This is a genomic window from Methylobacterium sp. WL120, from assembly GCF_008039465.1.
Lineage (GTDB): Bacteria > Pseudomonadota > Alphaproteobacteria > Rhizobiales > Beijerinckiaceae > Methylobacterium > Methylobacterium cerastii.
In genome coordinates this window covers 18,577-34,693 of the sequence record NZ_VRUT01000013.1, presented here as the reverse complement: position 1 = coordinate 34,693, position 16,117 = coordinate 18,577, and the positions used below count along the sequence as shown (strand labels likewise).

The following is a 16,117-nucleotide window of genomic DNA, read 5'->3' as shown; positions in this document are numbered from 1 at the left end:
GTGGAAGCCGGTGACCGACCCTGTCCCGCGTGACGAGGCCGTGAAAGCGGTCGCCGCCCAGTGGGCTGAGGGTCGCAAGTCCCGAGCGATTCCGCTCACCCATTGACAGCGGGCGGCTACGGCCGCCCGCCCACAAGCAAGCATGCAAGCGAGGATCCAATGCAGCGCGCCAGTTTCGATGCCATCATGCGCAACATCGGCAATGAGCCGGACGAGGATGGAAGCACCCCGACGATCCGGTTCTCCCTGCGGAACCAGGAGATCTACGAAGGCCCCTGGCAGCAGCTCTCGGATGCGCCTGACGTGATCCAGGTGATCTACGCGGGTGGCACCACCTTCATCGCCCTGACGGCCATCGCCACCATCTCCGAGATCCGGTCATGAACCGCATCCTCATCGACACCCCAACCTACCAGGCGATCCTGGCGGCTCATCCTCACATCGAGGTCGAGCTGCTGCACACCACCGTGCCTCAGGTCGCCGAGGCGCTGCGCAAGAAGATCGAGGAGCGTGAGGGCAGCTGGACCCAGCAGATCCAGAAGGCGATCGGCCGGCTGGAGAGTGATCTGGCCAGCCGCTGGAGGATGCCCGAGGCGATCAAGGGTGTGATCCGAGACTTCCTCAAGGACGAGGTACTCTCGACCATCAAGGTCTACGCCAAGGCCGAGGCCGAGAAGGTCGCGCAAGCTACGGTCAAGGACGCTGTCGCCGCCGCGATCAAGGAAGCTCGCCGGCAGCTGACCATCGAAGAGAACGCGGCCCAGGCTCGGATCGACGAGTACGCCAAGGTCGCCGCCGAGAAACACGTCGTGGCGCTCCTGCGCGCCGGAAAGCTCACGGTCGCATCATGAACGAGTTCAGTGTCACCATCACCAAGACGCTCTCGCCAAGCAAGATCGCCGACCAGGTGATCACCGCGATCGAGGGCGGCATCGGCTACTGGTGCGAGGCTGTCGATGTGATGGAGCCCGACCGCTCCACGCTCACGGAGAAGCCCTGGTACGCCGATCCGAAGCTCTACGCCGGCCCATTCAGCATCAAGTTCACCGAGCTTGAGGAGCACAAGGCTGGCGCGGGCCGCGACCGATACCTCACCCCGGCGAACGTCCAGTCCGGCCTCAACACGATGTCCGAAAAGTACCAGGACCACTTCCGGGATCTGGTCGACGAGAACGGCGACTCGGACACCGCCGACGTGTTCATCCAGTGCTGCCTGTTCGGCGACCTGATCTATGGCTGAGATCGCAATCGTCCACGTCAACCGCCTGAACATGGCGATGAACCAGAAGGACGGTGGCCAGCGCCATCAGTACATCGTCCGGCGCGCAGGTGGTGCGCCGGTCTACGCTCAAGCGGTGGAGATCTTGGGACGCACCCGCTTCATCGACCCGCGTTCGATGCCGCCGCTGAAGTGCGGGGCTCGGGCCTGGGCCGAGGTCGAAGGCGAGATCCTGATCACCGAACCAGCCACCTTTCACGAGGCCCGCGCAGCCGGCGCCCACGAGCGAGAAGCAACATGTCCAAGCTCCCTGCCACCGTGACGTACATCTACGGACTAGATCACGGAGTCGAACGTTCAATGTGCATCGAGGCGTCTGCCGTGGTTCGGCTGGCCTCTTTCGTGCGTCGCTGCGGATCCGTGCAGACGGTGCGGCGACCCCTGGGGCTCGACCACCGCAATCGATACCTCTCGGCCGATGCCCTCACCGTCCTGAACCGGCAGCTCTACCGTCACCGTGTTCGGAATGATTCTAACGAGGAACTTTCTGTGGCTTCCACGTATAATGGCGGTTACGAAGCCGAGATTGAAGGCAAGCGGGAATTCGATGAGTGTCAGTTTCACCCCGTAACTCAGCAGCGAGGCATCTATCCGGCGATGAGTTCGCTGCCTGGCTAAAGACGAGAGATCTATCCATCAGCGATGCGGCAGATTTTCTCGGTGTAACCACGAGTTCTGTTCGTTGGTATCTCAGAAGTGGCTTGTCTCGGACACAAGCACTGGCTTTATCAGCCATAGAACACTGCCTGCAACCATGGGAACCAACCGAAGATGAAATGCGTCGAGCAGGTAGTATGGAGATACGGAAATCGAAGGACAAAGGCGAAGAATGAACAAGAAATGTACTTCCAACGACTTCATCGTAAATCCCAGGCTCACGAGCCTGTTACCTGGCACCATCGAGACCCTGTCTAAGGCGGTCGACGGGATCCGGCGGATCGTCACCGACGCAAAGCCTTTGGTTGACGAGGTGATGGACATTCTCGACTTTGAGGTCGCGAAGGCCGAACTTGCGGTTGAGCGGGCCGAGTGGGCGTGCATCGCAGACGCGAATAAATCTCGTCTTCGACTCGGCGAACTTCGTGCGCTTCGATCAGCTCTGTCGTCTGATCATCTGCCAGCCTCCCAGAAATTCCTGGAGACCTTCATCTCGGAGATGCAGACGATCCGAGATCGAATACCCTGAGACTTGCAATTATGCAAATGAGGAATGAATGACTATAATCGAAAAGGCCCTGGTCTTCGCGACGGAGGCCCACAAGGGTCAGATGCGAAAATACACAGCAGATGAATACATAATTCACCCCATCGCCGTATCGGAGAGATTGCGAGACCTTGGGTTCGCTGATGAAATTCTAGCCGCCGCTCTGCTGCATGACACCGTCGAGGACACGTCGGTCACGAGCGACGACATTCGTCGAGAATTCGGTGATCGTGTTGCAGATCTCGTGGCTCAGGTGACGGATGTGAGCATCGGACAAATTGGGAACCGAGCGCACCGTAAGGCGCTTGACCGAGACCACCTGGCGTTGGCTGACGCTGACGGGCAATCGATCAAGATGGCGGATCTGATCGACAACGCCGAGTCGATCACGACGCACGACCCGAGCTTCGCCAAGGTCTACATGGCCGAGAAGGCCGACCTGTGGGAGCTTCTCAGGCTGGCCGCCCCTGCACTACGTCAGAAGGCCCTTGAGGTGCTGAACGCCTACCAGCGAGAGCGTCTGCCCAAGTTTTAGGCATCATCGTTCAGGTGTTTTCGTTCCATCCAGGCCGCCTGAATTTTCACCGTCTTGCGGCCGATGCAAGGCGGTTGAAACCAAATGCTCACAATTTTGCATGGCCGGCGAAAATTAGGTTAATTTTCGCTTGCTGATACATCTGTACCGTTGTACCAACCTGCAAATGCAATCCAGTCTGGGTGCGAAGGGCGCAGAAAGCATGTCGACCGAGCTGCACTACCGTGGCTATGTGATCTACACCGATGGGCACGAGTTCGTCGCCGAGCCGATGGACGCAGACGACGTTGTGTTCGAGCTTGGATCCCGGAAGGTGGATGCCTTGGTCGCAGCCATCGATCAGATGTGGGATGCGATCGGCCAGGTCGAGAGTGTCGGGAAGATGGCGCCGACGCCGGTCTGGTTCCAGAAGTGGTTGGCCGGTGGATGCGTCGGGCGCATCTCGGTCGAGGATCCTCCGGCCAAGCCGAAGCAGATGTCTGGCCTACCACCGCTCACGAGCTTCTTGCGTGCCCCTGCTGTGGTTGGGTTGGCCCTCGCTCTCATCGGCACGTCGGCGACGATCGGAGCGCGCCTCGACACCGACGGCGACGGACTGGTCTCTCGGCAAGAGATCGCCGACTACCTCACATCGCGACCTTGGGAGCCCGGTTCGACACCGGTCCTGATGCGACGCGTGATCAACTACCAGGGAAACCACTACCGGGTCTCACTTGCCCACTCGCATGACGATCCCAACGTCCTCGATACGACGGACGTGACCCTCGTGAAGGGTGGTGAACTCACAACCGCCGTGAACTGAGGGGCCGGCGCCAAGCGCCAGCCCCCTCCCCTCACGATCGCCGCCAGATCCCGTCGACCACACCGAACTCCTTCACGTCGTCGAAGGGGATCGTCTCGACATCCTCGTCGCACAGCTTCCTGACGCCGATGCCCGACTCGTTGACATCGGTCACGAGGCGCACCTTGGCGCGTCCGGCGTTGTCGACGATCAGCACGATCTCGCCGGCCGACGGATCACGACGCTTGGTCGCGAACATCATCATGCCGCCTCGGATCAGCGGAGCGAGCGCGTCGTCCGGCATGCGGAAGGCGAACGCGGTTTCGTCGTTCATCATCTGCGGCGGGCACGCTTCGTACATGTCTTCACGGGGCGACTGCACGAGGCTCGACGGCAGCGCCGAGACGTACTTCACCCGGATCGTCCGGCCCGCCTGCTGACCCTGCGGAGGGGCCGTCTGACGGGCGGGCGTATGGCGCACCTTCGGCGTCAGGTCCGGCACACCATCGACATGCTTCACGTCGTGCGCCTCCATCAGCGAGCGGGGAATCGGGAAGCCCGAGCCTTCCGACACCTTGCGGATGGTCTTGAACGAGATGTTGAACGAATGGTCCTTGCTGTTCATGATCCTGAGTATCGTGGACGGCGCCATACCGGAATGGTTGGCCAGGTCGGTCCCGGTCCACTTCTTCCGCGTCAGGATGTGATCGATCCACTGAATGAACTCGGCGCGCGTCTGCGTCAGCTGCTCCTGGCTGCGCACGAGCTTGCTCGACGAGGTGCCGTTCTCCTGGTCCGTCATGACATCGTCCATCGTATCCGTCTCTTCTGTTTGACACCTACCGGGGATCGGGGTATCCAGTTTGCATTGGCATTTGCATTCCGATAATGCCAGTTGCATAAAGGACGTTCCGAAGAGGTTTGCGTCAAATCAAGGCCCCCTGGCCGAGAGTTTTGGTAGCGCAAACTCGTTGGCGTTGCAAGCATACAAGGTTTGTCAATGCGAACTCGCAGTGTTCTCCTTTCGTTCTCCTCCAATGCAAATACGCAGATCGGAACAACACTTCGATCGCCTCCTGAAAGAAGTCGAGGCGGTCCAGAGAAGAGAAAAACGTGACAGCAAAAACTTACGACATCGTCGACGGGATCGAAGCGCAGTCAGCAACCTTCACGTTGCTGGACCAGATGGAGCGTTCAGCTAAAGGAAACCCTGAGGCTCTCATGGTCCTTGGCAACTCGATGCTTGCGGCAGCGAAATTGTTGTTCGCCCGGTCCGGCATCGACGAGAAGCAACGCGCCGAGTTGTACCAGGAATTCTGGCGCCCCATCGTGCAGGAAGGCGCGGACGCATGAAAGCGCCAGCCGTCCGCAAGCGAGCAAGCAAGCCAGCTCCGGCCGTGCAAGAGGATCCGGCGCCGATCGGACACAACGGGGCTCCGGCCTCCATCGAGATCGATCTGCCGCTGCCGACCTCGACCAACCGCATCTGGCGGCGCGGTCACAGCCGGCGAACCGGCAACACCTGGACCTACCTCTCGAAGAGCTACCAGACCTGGAAGATGAAGGCCGGGGCCGCCCTGAAGGCGCAGCACCCGAAGCTGCCAGCGAAGATCGTCGGACCCTTCGACGTCCACCTGGTGATCACCAAGGCGAAGCGGTTCAAGCTGGATCTCGACAACCGCATAAAGTCAGCCGTGGATTTTTGCGTGCAGTCCGGCCTGATCGAGGACGACAAGTTCCAGAACCGCGTGGTGGTCGAGTGGGGCAAGGCGCCCATGGGAGCACGCCTGACCCTCACCGCCGCCGAAACCGTCGATTGACTCTTGCAGGAATGCAAATTACCATTCGACCCCCCTGATGCAAATTACCCACGAGGGTGCTATGAACATTGAGCAGCACTCCGGCTCATCGAGAGCCGGAGCCGAACACCTGCGCCTTACCGACCTCGATCTGATCACCCAGAAGCTCGAAGCCATCCTTGGTGAGAGCGGATCTGTGAAGCCAGACGGGATCGCAATGGCCAAAGCCAAGCGATGGCTTCAGCAGTTCCCCATCGACGACATCCTCAACGGGATCGAGGCGTCTTTCGCCGTCCACCTGCGGCACGATGCTGATGGCGACGCGGACTGGGGCAGCGCCCTGAAGAGTCTGCACAAGGTCGACAGCTTCATCCGGCAGGTGATCGAGGAGAAGACCCGGCCGTACATCGGGCGGATCTTCTACGCCCAGGGCGTCATCCGAAATCGCCTGCGCGACAAGTCCTTCAAGTGCTTCGACGCGATCGAGCAGGCGCACCTTTCCGGCGTCTCGATGGAGGTGATCGAAGCCTTCGCCAAGACGGTCTCCTCTCGTGAAGAGGTGGAGAGCGCCCTGTCCGCATGGGGAGGGGCTATGTGATGGCCGGCAACAACCTCTTCATGCCGGTCTGGGTCGACGCCTACCACGCCGACACACGGCACCTCTCGACCGTCCAGCACGGCGCGTACCTGCTCATCATGATGTCGATGTGGAGGTCCGGCGGGAAGCTGCCGAACGACGAGAAACTGCTCGCCAGGATCTCCGGCCTGACCCTCGACAAGTGGCGTCGGTACGGCCAGCAGGTGATGAATTTACTGGTGGTCGACGGCGATTTCGTCACCCAAAAACGGCTGCTGCAGGAGCTGGAAAAATCGCGCAGCAAGATCGATAAAAAGCGCGCTGCAGGGAAAGCTGGCGGGACCGCTAACTCACTGAAAAATAAGGGATCGCGTGCAGCAGATGCTATAGCAAAGACGGTAGCAGAGACCGAGCAGGAGGGTCAGCAAAATCCTACTCTCTACTCTCTACTCTCTACTAGCTACTCTTCTAAGACAGATTCCGTAGAAGGAGTCGGACTCGGAGGCGAAGCCGAGATCCCCGATTTCCTGGACGAGTTTCGTCAGGCTCGGGACCAGATCGAGGCATCCGAGGCTGAGGCCAGATCCAAGGCCGAGGCCAGACCGAAGGCCGACTCCGACGCCTTCGTGTTTTCGAGGGGAGTGATCCAACTCACCGAGGCGCAGCACGCCGAGCTGAAGGCCGCCTTCCCGCACATCAAGTTCGACCGTGAGCTGGGTGGAACGGCCAGCTTCGTCGAGCGGAAGTTCAACGAGAACAAGCGAGCCGGAAAGCCAGAGGCCTGGTGGGACATCCTCTGGGCGGCGCTGGCGAAGAAGGATCGGGAGGCTGAGGACAGGGGCCAGATCCTGAAGGCCAAGGCCGAGGCAGAGGCCAAGGCAGCGGTCGTAGCCGGACAGGCCCCCAAGAAGGTGAGGCTCTACTGATGGACATGGCCGGAGCGCTCTCGGAACTCGGGATCCACCTCCGAAGCTACGCCCAGGGCAACCACTACTCCACCTGCCCGTGGTGTTCGCACAAGAGGAAGGGCTCGAACAAGAGCTTAAAGTGCCTCAGCGTCAAGATCGACGAAAGAGGCGCAACGTTCAACTGCAAAAACTGTGGTGAAGTAGGAGCACGGAATGCTGAGTTTAGCGCATCAGAGGGGCATCGCCAGCCGGAAGATCAACGTAGACCTCGCGACGTCTATGGGGCTCTACAGCGGTCAGCGCTTACGCGATGGATCCGTCGAGCCGGATGACAACGGCAACACGCTCTGCTTTCCGTATTTCGAGCAGCCGGCCGACGAGGTGAACACGAAGTACCGCTGGGTCGAGGACGGCAAGAAGCGGTTCAGCCAGAAGCCGAATTCGCCGAAGACGTTCTTCAACGCCAGAGTCCTCTTCGACGACGACATGATGACGGAGTTCGAGACCGGAACGCAGCCCCTGGTGATCACCGAGGGTGAGTTCGACGCGCTTGCGGCGATCCAGTGTGGCTGGGTCCACACCGTCAGCGTGCCGGACGGCGCTCCCCCGGCTCGCGACAAGCACGGCAACATGATCGCGGTGCCGACGGACGCCCGCGATCTGGATCCGCTGACCGACGACAAGTACGCCTACCTCGGCCGGCACATGGACCGGCTGCAGCGGGTGAAGAACTTCTACATCGCCACCGATGCCGACGAGCAGGGTCAGCGGCTGGCGAAGGAGCTGGTGCGTCGCCTCGGGCCGGCCCGCTGCTACTGGGTCGACTACCCCAAGGACGAGGTCGTCAAGGACGCCAAGACGGGCAAGATGCGCAGCCCGAAGGATCTCAACGAGGTGCTCCAGTACCTCGGCGAGGACAAGGTCAACGAGACCCTGGAGAACGTGAAGCCCTGGCCGGTGAAGGGCCTGTTCAAATTCTCCGACTTCCCCGACGTGGGCGAGCCGATCACCTACGCCACCGGCCTGTCGCCGGGTCTCGATGAGCTGTTCCGGCCGTATCCCGGAGCCTTCATCGTCGTCACGGGCATCCCGAACATGGGCAAGTCCGAGCTGGCGAAGCAGATCTCGGTCGAGATGGCGCGTGTCCACGGCTGGCACACAGTCATGTTCGCCGGAGAGGAGCCGATCAAGCCGTACCTACACAACTCGCTGAGAACGAAGTTCCTCAAGAAGCACCGCAAGCTCTGGACTCCGTCGGAGCGTGAGTCGGCGGATGATTTCGTGGAGAAATACTTCCAGGTCATCGCAAACGATCCGCGCGACGACGAGGAAGAGATCGACATCGAGTTTCTGCTCGACAAGGCGGCGACGGCGGTGTTTCGAAACAACACCAAGCTGCTGATCATCGACCCGTGGAACGAGCTTGAGCACGCCCGCGACAAGCACTTCTCCACCACCGAATACACCGGCGAGGCGATCCGTAAGCTCAAGCGCTTCGGACGGTCTTACGACGTCTGCGTCATGGTCGTGGCGCACCCGAAGAAGATCGACGGCCAGCCGGGCCTGTACGACATCGCGGATTCCGCGCACTGGGCGAACAAGCCCGACCTCGCGCTGATCGTCCACTCCGACGATCCGTTCGAGACGCACCGCGACATCATCATCCCGAAGGTCCGCTTCTCGGCCGCCGGGAAAAAGGGCGTCACGCCCATGCAGTTCGACCTGGAGACCGAGCGGTACATCCCGGTCACCGACTTCGACGAGATCGCGGCCAACGCCAACGCCGCGTAACTTTCCGCTTGCAGGCATGCAAACGGACGTGTAGAACGAATGCGAACAGGAGATGCAAATGGCCGGTGTGAACAAGGTGATCCTGGTGGGACGGCTCGGGCGCGATCCCGAGTCCCGTTCGCTCGGATCGAGCGGCAACCGGGTCGTGAACCTGCGCCTCGCCACCTCCGAGACCTGGAAGGACAAGGCGTCCGGCGAGCGCAAGGAGAAGACCGAGTGGCACTCGGTCGTGATCTTCAACGAGCCGGTCGGCAAGATCGCCGAGCAGTACCTGCGCAAGGGATCCGAGGTCTACGTCGAGGGCCAGCTGGAGACCCGCAAGTGGCAGAAGGACGGCGTCGACATGTACAGCACCGAGGTCGTGGTGCGCCCCTTCAACGGCTCGATCACGCTGATCGGCGGCGGCGGTGGCGGCAGTCGCGACGATGGTGACCGTGACGGCGGTCGTGACGATCGCGGTGGTCGTGACAGCGGTCGCGGCAACAGCGGTGGCGGTGGTGGTCGCCCGTCCAGCTCGAAGGGTGGTGGCGGCTACGACCTAGACGATGATATCCCATTCGGTCCTGAGTTCCGGTAATTTTCCTATGTTGACGGAACCGGAGATCTGGAAGGACTCTCGATTGCCCGGTCTCTCGGTCTCCTCGTGGGGCCGAGTTCGGATCGAACCGTACCAGTCCACGATGCCGAACGGTGGCGTCCGCTGGTACATCGGAGAGCCCACCTACGGCGTCTGGACCGACAAGCCCAAGCGCTTCACATTCCTCTTCAAGAGGAAGACCTACAAGGTCCACCAACTGGTCTGTGAGGCCTTCAACGGACCCAAGCCTTTCCCGAAGGCTGTCGTCATGCACGACGACGAGGATGCTTCGCACAACTGGCCGAGCAACCTGATTTGGGGAACGCAGAAGGAAAACCTGAACTACCCTGGGTTCAAGGCCCAGGTATCGGAACGCTTGCGTGGCTACACGCTTGCAAGAATGCAAATCGAAGCCTGACATCAAGGATGAGCAAGATGAACGTCGCTGATTTCATGACCCGCCCTGCCCTGACCGCCACCCCGGCCACCCGCGCCGACGCCGAGGCCGCCTTGCGTGCCGCGATCATGGGTGACGCCACCAACGAGACCCCGGATGCCACGGCTTCCGAGGGCGTGAGCTACGATCCGGCCCCCGGCCAGGTCACCATCGGCACCGCCTTCCCGGATCCGCAGGAGATCGACGCCATCATCCAGAAGGCGATCGAGAGTGTCGCTGCCGGTGGCCTCAAGCCAACCGACCCCGAGTTCGGCCCGCTGCTGGACAAGGCCGTCGCCGAGGCGCTCGGCCCCGACTCGCCGATCCAGTTCCGGTTCGTGGGCGCCGAGAAGATCGAGGAGGGCGTCAACTACGGCCACGACGTGTTCCCCGACTTCGCTCCGAAGGGCTCGGACGACGGCAAGAGCTTCTCCTTCCCGCCCGAGTTCATGAACGAGATCTTCGGCACCAAGCCGACGAACTTCTTCGACGCGGTGATCGCTCCGATGGTCAAGGAGCTGCAGGCGTCGATGGCCCTGCCGCCGAAGATGCAGCGTGAGCCGCACGTCTTCCGCGACATCCACTCGGCGACTCTGCCGCCGTACCTGTCCGGCAAGTCCGCGAACCTGCTCGGCTTCGACCAGCAGGAGGATCAGGACGAGAAGGACTTCGAGGACGACCGCCGCAACCTGCTCGACCAGCTCGCCGAGAGCCACGCGACCCTGGTGGACGCCCACCTCGACCTCGTCCGGCTCGCCACAGACGTCTACGGGAACTGATCACCATGCGCTTGACCGAACTGGAGGCGGGGGCCGGTGCCCTCGCCGAATACTACGACTGGTTCAAGGACGCTCGCACCGGAGACGTCCTGGTCTACTGGACGGGTGATCTCCAGTTCGATCGTGATCCGACGAACTTCCCCGAAATGGATGCCGAGCAACGCGACAGCATCGGCGTCATCGAAGGCATCGCCACCCGCGTGATGAAGGATGCCCGAGAAGGCTACCTCATCCTGAACCAGCGCAAGCTCGGCGAGAGCCGATACGAATACCGCGCCACTCGGCGACGCCTTCCGAAAGAGCGCAGCCTGGATACCAAGAGGACACGACATGCGCTTGCGGTTCCTGCCTGAAGACAGGGAGCGCGCCCTGCGCTGGCTCGACCACGGTGTCGGGCTGGCGCGGGACAGGTTCGGCGGCGGCTCCAACTACCGCCATGCCTTGTGGCTCCTGATCACCGAATCCCTCGACCTCCTCGATCGGGTGCCCGACCAGGAGAAGCGCTGGCTGTCCTCCGGGACACGCTCCGGCGGCTGGAACGCGGTCGGCATGACCAAGCACGAGCTGGTCGAGATCGAGCGGCTTCGCGTGCTCTCGGCGATGAAGCCGTTCGAAGGGCAGAGCCGGTACATGCCGCAGCGGAACGACGTCGAGCGCTCCGTCGGCGTGCTCGAATGGCTTCGTTGGTGCTCAAAAGAGGATGACCACAGCCTGCAGAAGGCTGTCGTTCTCCTCGCCAAGGGCGCCGAAGACGAGGCGGCGAAGGTGCTCAACAAGCACGGACGGACGCGGATCCGACAGGTCTCCTACGAAATCCGAACCAGAGCGCTCGGTCGAATCCTCAAAGGTCTCCGAGAGGACGCCGGCATCATCCCCTCGCCCAACGGACAGGGCTTCGTGGAGGCACATCATGGCGAGACCAACTGAGCAGGAGGTCGGCAAGGCCGGGTTGAAGCTCCAGGCGGCCCAGATCTTCCTGGATTCCCGCCTGGGCGATTTCCAGGCCTCCCTGCTGGTCGGTGCGCCGGCCGAGCTGGAGATGGCCCGGCAGGGCGCGATTGGCGCCCTGGAGGCGCTGCTCGATGCCCGGCTCTACCACCACACCCTGATGATGCGATTGACCGGAATGGAGGGGGAGGACGCCTGATGGCAGCTCATGGGTTGCGCAAGAACGAACTTCTGACCGCCGAGGACAAGGCGGCCATCATCAAGATGCGCTGCGAAGGCGGCCATCCCGACGACATCGCCGACGAGTTCCTGGTCTCGCGCGAGTGGATCTACCGGCTGACCCAGCACCTGAAGATGCCGCTCCGGCCGTCCAGCAGGGTCTCGTCCAAGTCGAAGATCCTGGCGCTTCACGCGCAAGGCGAGACCCTCGAACACATCGTCCGCAAGGTCGGCACCCATCGAGAGTACGCCAAGCGGATCATCAGAGAGGCACACCCCGATGCGTCACGTTGTATGGGACACGGAAACGACGGGCCTGAGTGCCGACAGCGACCGGATCGTGGAGGTCGGAGCAGTCGAGCTGATCGATTTTATCCCCACCGGGCGCACGTTCCACGCCTACATCAACCCGCAGCGTGACGTGCCGGACGTGGTCGTGAAGATCCACGGCCTGACCTACGACTTCCTCAAGAAGCACCCGACGATAAAGCGGGTGATGCCGAAGTTTCTGGAGTTCGTCGGCGACGCGCCGATGGTGGCCCACAACGCCCCCTTCGACGTCAAGATGATGAACGCCGAGCTGAAGCGCCTGGAGATGCCGGTCCTCAGCAACGAGATGATCGACACGCTGCCGATGTCGAAGCGGGCCAAGCCCGGCGGCCAGCACAACCTCGACGCCATGTGCCGGCACTTCAACATCGACAACTCCAAGCGCGAGAAGCACGGCGCGCTGCTCGACTCCGAGATCCTGGCTGAGGTGTACCTCCACCTGAACGGCGGCCGGCAGTTCGGCATCGATCTCGCGGCGAAGGTCGACGAAGTGATCGAGGTCTCGTCCGGCCAGTACCAGGGCCGGCGGTTCATCTCGCGCGCCTCCCCCGACGAGACGGCGGCGCACACCGCCTTCATCACCGACCTCGGGGCCAAGGCCCTTTGGAACCGCTACATTTCCGACGAGGCCCGCGCGAAAGCGCATTGACCTCGGCGTTCGCAGGCAGTAATGCAAATGACGGAGTCAGTGCAAATGCAATCCCCATCGAAGTTCCGTCGCACTGGCCACATCGGCATGAGCGACGCCGACAAGCTGGCTCGCCGCTCCTCGATCGGCGGATCCGACGCCCGCATCATCATGTCCGGCGACCAGTTCGCGGTCGAGGACATCTGGATGGAGAAGCGAGGCGAGAGCATCGAACTCGACTTCTCCGAGGTCGTCCTGATCCAGCTCGGCAACATCACCGAGGAGTTCAACGCGGACGTCTTCGAGCATGAGACCGGCCTGTGGGTCACGGACATGCAGCAGAAGGTTCGTCATCCCGACTGGGAGCATGCCCACGCAACGCTGGACGGCAAGGTTCGCAACTGCCCCGACTGCCCTGAGAAGGGCATCTTCGAGGCCAAGTTCATGCTCCCGTTCAACTGGTCTCTCGAAGACGCCGTCAAGAAGTATTACGGCCAGCTCCAGCACAACATGTGGGTCACAGGTCTGGAGACTGCGTATCTCTCAGTTCTGACTGGCGGCGGCATGTGGAAGATGGCTGAGGTCAAGTCCGACTTCTTCTATCAGGTCGCGATGGAAGAGGCCGAGCGGGAATTCTGGGAGGCTGTCCAGTCGGGCACCCTGCCGAACTTCCCGAAGGCAGCCGACACCCCGATCGTCGTCGAGCGCACCAAGATCGTCGACATGAAGGGCAACAACGAGTGGTCCGTGCTTGCTGGGACACTCACCGAGACTGTCGAGGCTACGAAGAAGCACGACAGCGCCAAGCGCAAGATCAAGAAGCTATTCCCGGAAGACGCGATGATCGCGCACGGGTACGGAGTCAAAATGAAACGCGGGAAAGACGGTCGTGCTCTCTACGAGATCACACCTGCTGTCCCGATGGACATCGCCGCCTGAGGAGGTTACTTTGGACAACAACGAAATCCGCGACCTGTTCAAGACCCACGAGGTTCCGCTCGGCCGCAAGGACGTGTGGGACGTCAAGGGCAAGCCGGTCATCCTGCACTCGGCGCTGGAGCGTCTCGCCGCCAAGCTGCAGCTGACCTGGGATCTGCCGACCATGATCCGCATCACCGACGGCGAGGTCGTCGTCCTGGCACGAGCCACCCGAAAGGACGGCATCGCCGAGTGGTCGTTCGGCGAGGTGAAGATCGGCAACGGTGACGGCGGCGGCGCGAACTACCTGATCAAGGGCAAGCAGCCCGGCTACCCGTTCGCGATGGCCGAGAAGCGCGCCAAGGACCGCGTCATCATCAAGCTGGCCGGCATGCACGGCGCCTACTCCGAAGAGGAGGCCGAGGACTTCGCCGCTCGCAACCAGGGATCCGGCAGTTCTCGTTCCGACGATCGCGACGAGCCCGAGCGTGACGAGCGCCAGGACGAGCGGCCGAAGGGTCGCCACCTCGATCTGGAGCCCGAGGAGCGGCGTCAGGAGCCCGAGCCGGACAAGGAGACGTCCCAGGACGACGAAGGCCGCCAGGAGGGCGCTGGCGAGGCCCAGGGCGACGAGTCCGACGACGTCAAGGCTCTCCGCGAGAGCATCCGCAAGTGCCGCACCACCAAGGCGGTCACCGAGCTGATGCTCAAGCCTGCAACCCAGGAGCTGCTCGCCAAGGTTCCCGAGGCCCTGAACAAGGAGCTGCGCGGCGCCGGCAGGGATCGACTGACAGCCCTGGGCTGGCCGGGCAAGGGTGAACAGAAGGCTGCATGATGACTGAGGCCGAGGCGTACTGCCGCTTGGCGCATGTCGCGATCGAGATGGCGGTCACCGGCCAGCAGCTTCGGGGCTGGTGGCGCGACGAGACGGTTCGTCGCCACCAGTTCAAGCTGACCCAGGAGCAGGAGGCGGATCTCGCCTCCCGCTGCCGGGATCGGATCGCGGCACTCACCGCCGACAAGACCTGATCGAGCGACGCACGCCGCCCGATCGCTTGCAGTCATGCAAACGGAGGGATCATGAAGAGCAGAGATCACTGGGTGTTGTTGGACGTGATGCCCGACGGCACCGTGAAGCCACATTCGAAGTTCGACCGGGAGCGCTTCCTGGATCGCACCAAGACGGTCAAAGCCGACCGTCACGGCAACAAGCAGATCCGGGCCTCCTTAGCCCAGGTCCGAAGCCTCCCGCAGCTGCGGCTCTACTGGCCGTGGATCAGGAAGGTCGTCGACAACAGCGAGCACTTCACCGACGAGCGACCGCTCCACAACATGCTGCTCACCGCATGCGGCGTCGTCGAGAACTACATCACCATCGAAGGTGAGATGCGCCTCATGCCTTCGTCGATCGCGTTCGATGCGATGGGCGACGAAGAGTTCACGAAGTATTTCGAACGCGCACAACAAATCGTCTCCGAGAGCATCCTTCCCGGCGTCGACCTGAAGTCCCTCATGACCGAAGCGAAGAGTGAGTGCCAATGGCCAGAAGCCGCATGAACGAAGCGTATCCTGTCGTCACGGGGCGCTCCGACGATGATACGGCCAACACCGTGTTCCCGAACTGGCGCACGGACAAGGCGCTTCAGCAGCTCATCAATCCCTTCCTGGAGCTGGAGGAAGCGGCCTACCTGCGAGACAGCATCCTGCACCGGTTCTTATTGCGACCGGGCAACATCGTGGGCGTGCAGCAGAACACCCTGCGCATCGACGCCCAACTGGCTCTGATCCGAGCCCTGATCGCCGAACGCCACTGGGGGCGCCAGCCGATCGAGAGCTACCTCGGGATCGAATTTCCCGACGAGGTCTGGGCCGAACTCTACGCCGAAGGAGTGATGTGATGAACCCGAAGTACATGCCAACCGACCCTGTCGGCCGCCGCGCCCGCCTCGGCGAAGAGATCGGCGAGGTGATGATCGAAGCCGGCCATGTCATGCAGCTGCTGGGCAAGGCCGGTCGCTTCGGCATCGACTCCCGCCCTCCCCTTGGACCGCTCTCCAACCGGGATCTCCTCTTGGCGCGTTTCAGCAAGCTCCGCATCGAGATGGACGACCTGACCCAGGCGATGATGCTCGTCGAGGACGACCTCTTGGACGCCCGCGATGTCGCCGCGTGATCGTGAAATCCAAGCTGCAGCCCTTGTTGTCCGCACGGATGCCAAGCTGCTCGGCATCCCCTCGGTCCGCGACGGACTCATTCAGGACGCGGTGAGGATCGCGTCCGGCAAGATGTCCATGCCGACACCTGGCTCGTTCAAGGGCCAGGAGCCGGAGAATGTCACCGCGATGCTCGCCGCCTTGAAGCGAGCTGTCGCCGCCGTCCGCGCCGAGCGCGGGCGCTGTGTTCGCTAG

The 16,117-nt window shown here is 62.1% G+C and carries 29 protein-coding genes; 28 read left to right on the top strand and 1 reads right to left on the bottom strand.

All coding sequences use genetic code 11. From position 1 onward, the window contains the following. Positions 1-159 precede the first annotated feature (159 nt). The 8 genes from FV229_RS04680 to FV229_RS04645 all read left to right on the top strand — a co-directional run bounded on the left by FV229_RS04680 (position 160) and on the right by FV229_RS04645 (position 3,820). Positions 160-384, top strand: coding sequence for a hypothetical protein (locus tag FV229_RS04680; protein WP_147750839.1), 225 nt, complete (start codon positions 160-162; stop codon positions 382-384). After that, entirely contained in the window at positions 381-851 is a 471-nt protein-coding gene (locus FV229_RS04675) for a hypothetical protein (protein ID WP_147750838.1), read from the top strand. The genes FV229_RS04680 and FV229_RS04675 overlap by 4 nt, the downstream gene beginning before the upstream one ends. Next, positions 848-1,240 (top strand): hypothetical protein, encoded by a 393-nt coding sequence (locus tag FV229_RS04670; protein ID WP_147750837.1) that lies wholly within the window; start codon positions 848-850, stop codon positions 1,238-1,240. The genes FV229_RS04675 and FV229_RS04670 overlap by 4 nt, the downstream gene beginning before the upstream one ends. Then, positions 1,233-1,541, top strand: coding sequence for a hypothetical protein (locus FV229_RS04665; RefSeq protein WP_147750836.1), 309 nt, complete (start codon positions 1,233-1,235; stop codon positions 1,539-1,541). The genes FV229_RS04670 and FV229_RS04665 overlap by 8 nt, the downstream gene beginning before the upstream one ends. Next, positions 1,517-1,897 carry a hypothetical protein gene (locus tag FV229_RS04660; protein WP_147750835.1) on the top strand — a complete coding sequence of 127 codons (381 nt, stop codon included), beginning with the start codon at positions 1,517-1,519 and terminating at the stop codon, positions 1,895-1,897. Before FV229_RS04665 ends, FV229_RS04660 begins: the two co-directional genes overlap by 25 nt. 211 nt (positions 1,898-2,108) lie before the next feature. Continuing rightward, positions 2,109-2,465: a hypothetical protein gene (locus FV229_RS04655; RefSeq protein ID WP_147750834.1), complete on the top strand. Its 357-nt coding sequence runs from the start codon at positions 2,109-2,111 to the stop codon at positions 2,463-2,465. A gap of 28 nt (positions 2,466-2,493) precedes the next feature. Next, complete coding sequence (locus FV229_RS04650; protein WP_147750833.1) at positions 2,494-3,018, top strand: HD domain-containing protein; 525 nt, start codon at positions 2,494-2,496, stop codon at positions 3,016-3,018. 202 nt (positions 3,019-3,220) lie between these two features. After that, on the top strand, positions 3,221-3,820 hold the full coding sequence (locus tag FV229_RS04645; protein WP_147750832.1) for a hypothetical protein: 600 nt from the start codon (positions 3,221-3,223) through the stop codon (positions 3,818-3,820). Between the two features lie 31 nt (positions 3,821-3,851). Here FV229_RS04645 and FV229_RS04640 read toward each other — a convergent pair whose 3' ends face one another. Further along, positions 3,852-4,700, bottom strand: a complete 849-nt coding sequence (locus FV229_RS04640; protein WP_147750831.1) for a helix-turn-helix transcriptional regulator — start codon at positions 4,698-4,700, stop codon at positions 3,852-3,854. Positions 4,701-4,912: 212 nt separating this feature from the next. Between FV229_RS04640 and FV229_RS04635 the strand changes: the two genes are divergently transcribed. From FV229_RS04635 to FV229_RS04545, 20 genes are all read left to right on the top strand, one after another. Next, the gene (locus tag FV229_RS04635; protein ID WP_147750830.1) at positions 4,913-5,152 is read left to right on the top strand and encodes a hypothetical protein; all 240 of its coding nucleotides are present in this window, start codon (positions 4,913-4,915) and stop codon (positions 5,150-5,152) included. After that, complete coding sequence (locus FV229_RS04630; RefSeq protein ID WP_147750829.1) at positions 5,149-5,619, top strand: RusA family crossover junction endodeoxyribonuclease; 471 nt, start codon at positions 5,149-5,151, stop codon at positions 5,617-5,619. Before FV229_RS04635 ends, FV229_RS04630 begins: the two co-directional genes overlap by 4 nt. 61 nt (positions 5,620-5,680) lie before the next feature. Continuing rightward, positions 5,681-6,196: a hypothetical protein gene (locus tag FV229_RS04625; protein WP_147750828.1), complete on the top strand. Its 516-nt coding sequence runs from the start codon at positions 5,681-5,683 to the stop codon at positions 6,194-6,196. Then, positions 6,196-7,101, top strand: coding sequence for a DUF1376 domain-containing protein (locus FV229_RS04620; RefSeq protein WP_187275060.1), 906 nt, complete (start codon positions 6,196-6,198; stop codon positions 7,099-7,101). Before FV229_RS04625 ends, FV229_RS04620 begins: the two co-directional genes overlap by 1 nt. A 195-nt stretch (positions 7,102-7,296) precedes the next feature. Continuing rightward, positions 7,297-8,874, top strand: a complete 1,578-nt coding sequence (locus FV229_RS04615; protein ID WP_147750826.1) for a bifunctional DNA primase/helicase — start codon at positions 7,297-7,299, stop codon at positions 8,872-8,874. A 58-nt stretch (positions 8,875-8,932) separates the two neighbouring features. Next, positions 8,933-9,451: a single-stranded DNA-binding protein gene (gene ssb, locus FV229_RS04610; RefSeq protein ID WP_147750825.1), complete on the top strand. Its 519-nt coding sequence runs from the start codon at positions 8,933-8,935 to the stop codon at positions 9,449-9,451. Between the two features lie 103 nt (positions 9,452-9,554). Beyond that, entirely contained in the window at positions 9,555-9,869 is a 315-nt protein-coding gene (locus FV229_RS04605) for an HNH endonuclease (RefSeq protein WP_210246584.1), read from the top strand. 17 nt (positions 9,870-9,886) lie between these two features. Next, complete coding sequence (locus tag FV229_RS04600; RefSeq protein WP_147750823.1) at positions 9,887-10,666, top strand: hypothetical protein; 780 nt, start codon at positions 9,887-9,889, stop codon at positions 10,664-10,666. A gap of 5 nt (positions 10,667-10,671) precedes the next feature. Beyond that, positions 10,672-11,019 (top strand): hypothetical protein, encoded by a 348-nt coding sequence (locus tag FV229_RS04595; RefSeq protein ID WP_147750822.1) that lies wholly within the window; start codon positions 10,672-10,674, stop codon positions 11,017-11,019. After that, complete coding sequence (locus FV229_RS04590) at positions 10,997-11,593, top strand: hypothetical protein (RefSeq protein ID WP_147750821.1); 597 nt, start codon at positions 10,997-10,999, stop codon at positions 11,591-11,593. The genes FV229_RS04595 and FV229_RS04590 overlap by 23 nt, the downstream gene beginning before the upstream one ends. Continuing rightward, a complete protein-coding gene (locus FV229_RS04585) occupies positions 11,577-11,813 on the top strand; it encodes a hypothetical protein (protein ID WP_147750820.1) in 237 nt (78 codons plus the stop codon). The genes FV229_RS04590 and FV229_RS04585 overlap by 17 nt, the downstream gene beginning before the upstream one ends. Continuing rightward, positions 11,813-12,253, top strand: a complete 441-nt coding sequence (locus FV229_RS27935) for a hypothetical protein (RefSeq protein ID WP_246688050.1) — start codon at positions 11,813-11,815, stop codon at positions 12,251-12,253. Before FV229_RS04585 ends, FV229_RS27935 begins: the two co-directional genes overlap by 1 nt. Next, a complete protein-coding gene (gene dnaQ / locus FV229_RS04580; RefSeq protein ID WP_246688049.1) occupies positions 12,174-12,812 on the top strand; it encodes a DNA polymerase III subunit epsilon in 639 nt (212 codons plus the stop codon). The genes FV229_RS27935 and dnaQ overlap by 80 nt, the downstream gene beginning before the upstream one ends. Positions 12,813-12,899: 87 nt before the next feature. Further along, positions 12,900-13,730, top strand: a complete 831-nt coding sequence (locus tag FV229_RS04575) for a YqaJ viral recombinase family protein (RefSeq protein WP_187275058.1) — start codon at positions 12,900-12,902, stop codon at positions 13,728-13,730. Positions 13,731-13,740: 10 nt separating this feature from the next. Beyond that, a complete protein-coding gene (locus tag FV229_RS04570) occupies positions 13,741-14,544 on the top strand; it encodes a hypothetical protein (protein ID WP_147750817.1) in 804 nt (267 codons plus the stop codon). Next, complete coding sequence (locus FV229_RS04565) at positions 14,541-14,738, top strand: hypothetical protein (protein ID WP_147750816.1); 198 nt, start codon at positions 14,541-14,543, stop codon at positions 14,736-14,738. The genes FV229_RS04570 and FV229_RS04565 overlap by 4 nt, the downstream gene beginning before the upstream one ends. A gap of 51 nt (positions 14,739-14,789) precedes the next feature. Further along, positions 14,790-15,266 (top strand): hypothetical protein, encoded by a 477-nt coding sequence (locus tag FV229_RS04560; protein WP_147750815.1) that lies wholly within the window; start codon positions 14,790-14,792, stop codon positions 15,264-15,266. After that, positions 15,263-15,607 (top strand): hypothetical protein, encoded by a 345-nt coding sequence (locus FV229_RS04555; RefSeq protein WP_147750814.1) that lies wholly within the window; start codon positions 15,263-15,265, stop codon positions 15,605-15,607. The genes FV229_RS04560 and FV229_RS04555 overlap by 4 nt, the downstream gene beginning before the upstream one ends. Then, a complete protein-coding gene (locus FV229_RS04550) occupies positions 15,607-15,882 on the top strand; it encodes a hypothetical protein (RefSeq protein ID WP_147750813.1) in 276 nt (91 codons plus the stop codon). The genes FV229_RS04555 and FV229_RS04550 overlap by 1 nt, the downstream gene beginning before the upstream one ends. Further along, a complete protein-coding gene (locus FV229_RS04545) occupies positions 15,869-16,117 on the top strand; it encodes a hypothetical protein (RefSeq protein ID WP_147750812.1) in 249 nt (82 codons plus the stop codon). Before FV229_RS04550 ends, FV229_RS04545 begins: the two co-directional genes overlap by 14 nt.

What these genes read in the sequence shown, in the direction of transcription:
- ssb (WP_147750825.1), top strand. Translation starts at nt 8,933, where the DNA reads ATGGCCGGTGTGAACAAGGTGATCCTGGTGGGACGGCTCGGGCGCGAT.
- FV229_RS04600 (WP_147750823.1), top strand. Translation starts at nt 9,887, where the DNA reads ATGAACGTCGCTGATTTCATGACCCGCCCTGCCCTGACCGCCACCCCG.
- FV229_RS04680 (WP_147750839.1), top strand. Translation starts at nt 160, where the DNA reads ATGCAGCGCGCCAGTTTCGATGCCATCATGCGCAACATCGGCAATGAG.
- FV229_RS04590 (WP_147750821.1), top strand. Translation starts at nt 10,997, where the DNA reads ATGCGCTTGCGGTTCCTGCCTGAAGACAGGGAGCGCGCCCTGCGCTGG.
- FV229_RS04565 (WP_147750816.1), top strand. Translation starts at nt 14,541, where the DNA reads ATGATGACTGAGGCCGAGGCGTACTGCCGCTTGGCGCATGTCGCGATC.
- FV229_RS04655 (WP_147750834.1), top strand. Translation starts at nt 2,109, where the DNA reads ATGAACAAGAAATGTACTTCCAACGACTTCATCGTAAATCCCAGGCTC.
- FV229_RS04605 (WP_210246584.1), top strand. Translation starts at nt 9,555, where the DNA reads ATGCCGAACGGTGGCGTCCGCTGGTACATCGGAGAGCCCACCTACGGC.
- FV229_RS04650 (WP_147750833.1), top strand. Translation starts at nt 2,494, where the DNA reads ATGACTATAATCGAAAAGGCCCTGGTCTTCGCGACGGAGGCCCACAAG.
- FV229_RS04645 (WP_147750832.1), top strand. Translation starts at nt 3,221, where the DNA reads ATGTCGACCGAGCTGCACTACCGTGGCTATGTGATCTACACCGATGGG.
- FV229_RS04575 (WP_187275058.1), top strand. Translation starts at nt 12,900, where the DNA reads ATGAGCGACGCCGACAAGCTGGCTCGCCGCTCCTCGATCGGCGGATCC.
- FV229_RS04665 (WP_147750836.1), top strand. Translation starts at nt 1,233, where the DNA reads ATGGCTGAGATCGCAATCGTCCACGTCAACCGCCTGAACATGGCGATG.
- FV229_RS04550 (WP_147750813.1), top strand. Translation starts at nt 15,607, where the DNA reads ATGAACCCGAAGTACATGCCAACCGACCCTGTCGGCCGCCGCGCCCGC.
- FV229_RS04630 (WP_147750829.1), top strand. Translation starts at nt 5,149, where the DNA reads ATGAAAGCGCCAGCCGTCCGCAAGCGAGCAAGCAAGCCAGCTCCGGCC.
- FV229_RS04660 (WP_147750835.1), top strand. Translation starts at nt 1,517, where the DNA reads ATGTCCAAGCTCCCTGCCACCGTGACGTACATCTACGGACTAGATCAC.
- FV229_RS27935 (WP_246688050.1), top strand. Translation starts at nt 11,813, where the DNA reads ATGGCAGCTCATGGGTTGCGCAAGAACGAACTTCTGACCGCCGAGGAC.
- FV229_RS04585 (WP_147750820.1), top strand. Translation starts at nt 11,577, where the DNA reads ATGGCGAGACCAACTGAGCAGGAGGTCGGCAAGGCCGGGTTGAAGCTC.
- FV229_RS04595 (WP_147750822.1), top strand. Translation starts at nt 10,672, where the DNA reads ATGCGCTTGACCGAACTGGAGGCGGGGGCCGGTGCCCTCGCCGAATAC.
- FV229_RS04555 (WP_147750814.1), top strand. Translation starts at nt 15,263, where the DNA reads ATGAACGAAGCGTATCCTGTCGTCACGGGGCGCTCCGACGATGATACG.
- FV229_RS04625 (WP_147750828.1), top strand. Translation starts at nt 5,681, where the DNA reads ATGAACATTGAGCAGCACTCCGGCTCATCGAGAGCCGGAGCCGAACAC.
- FV229_RS04640 (WP_147750831.1), bottom strand. Translation starts at nt 4,700, where the DNA reads ATGCAACTGGCATTATCGGAATGCAAATGCCAATGCAAACTGGATACC.
- FV229_RS04545 (WP_147750812.1), top strand. Translation starts at nt 15,869, where the DNA reads ATGTCGCCGCGTGATCGTGAAATCCAAGCTGCAGCCCTTGTTGTCCGC.
- FV229_RS04620 (WP_187275060.1), top strand. Translation starts at nt 6,196, where the DNA reads ATGGCCGGCAACAACCTCTTCATGCCGGTCTGGGTCGACGCCTACCAC.
- FV229_RS04615 (WP_147750826.1), top strand. Translation starts at nt 7,297, where the DNA reads ATGCTGAGTTTAGCGCATCAGAGGGGCATCGCCAGCCGGAAGATCAAC.
- FV229_RS04670 (WP_147750837.1), top strand. Translation starts at nt 848, where the DNA reads ATGAACGAGTTCAGTGTCACCATCACCAAGACGCTCTCGCCAAGCAAG.
- FV229_RS04675 (WP_147750838.1), top strand. Translation starts at nt 381, where the DNA reads ATGAACCGCATCCTCATCGACACCCCAACCTACCAGGCGATCCTGGCG.
- FV229_RS04560 (WP_147750815.1), top strand. Translation starts at nt 14,790, where the DNA reads ATGAAGAGCAGAGATCACTGGGTGTTGTTGGACGTGATGCCCGACGGC.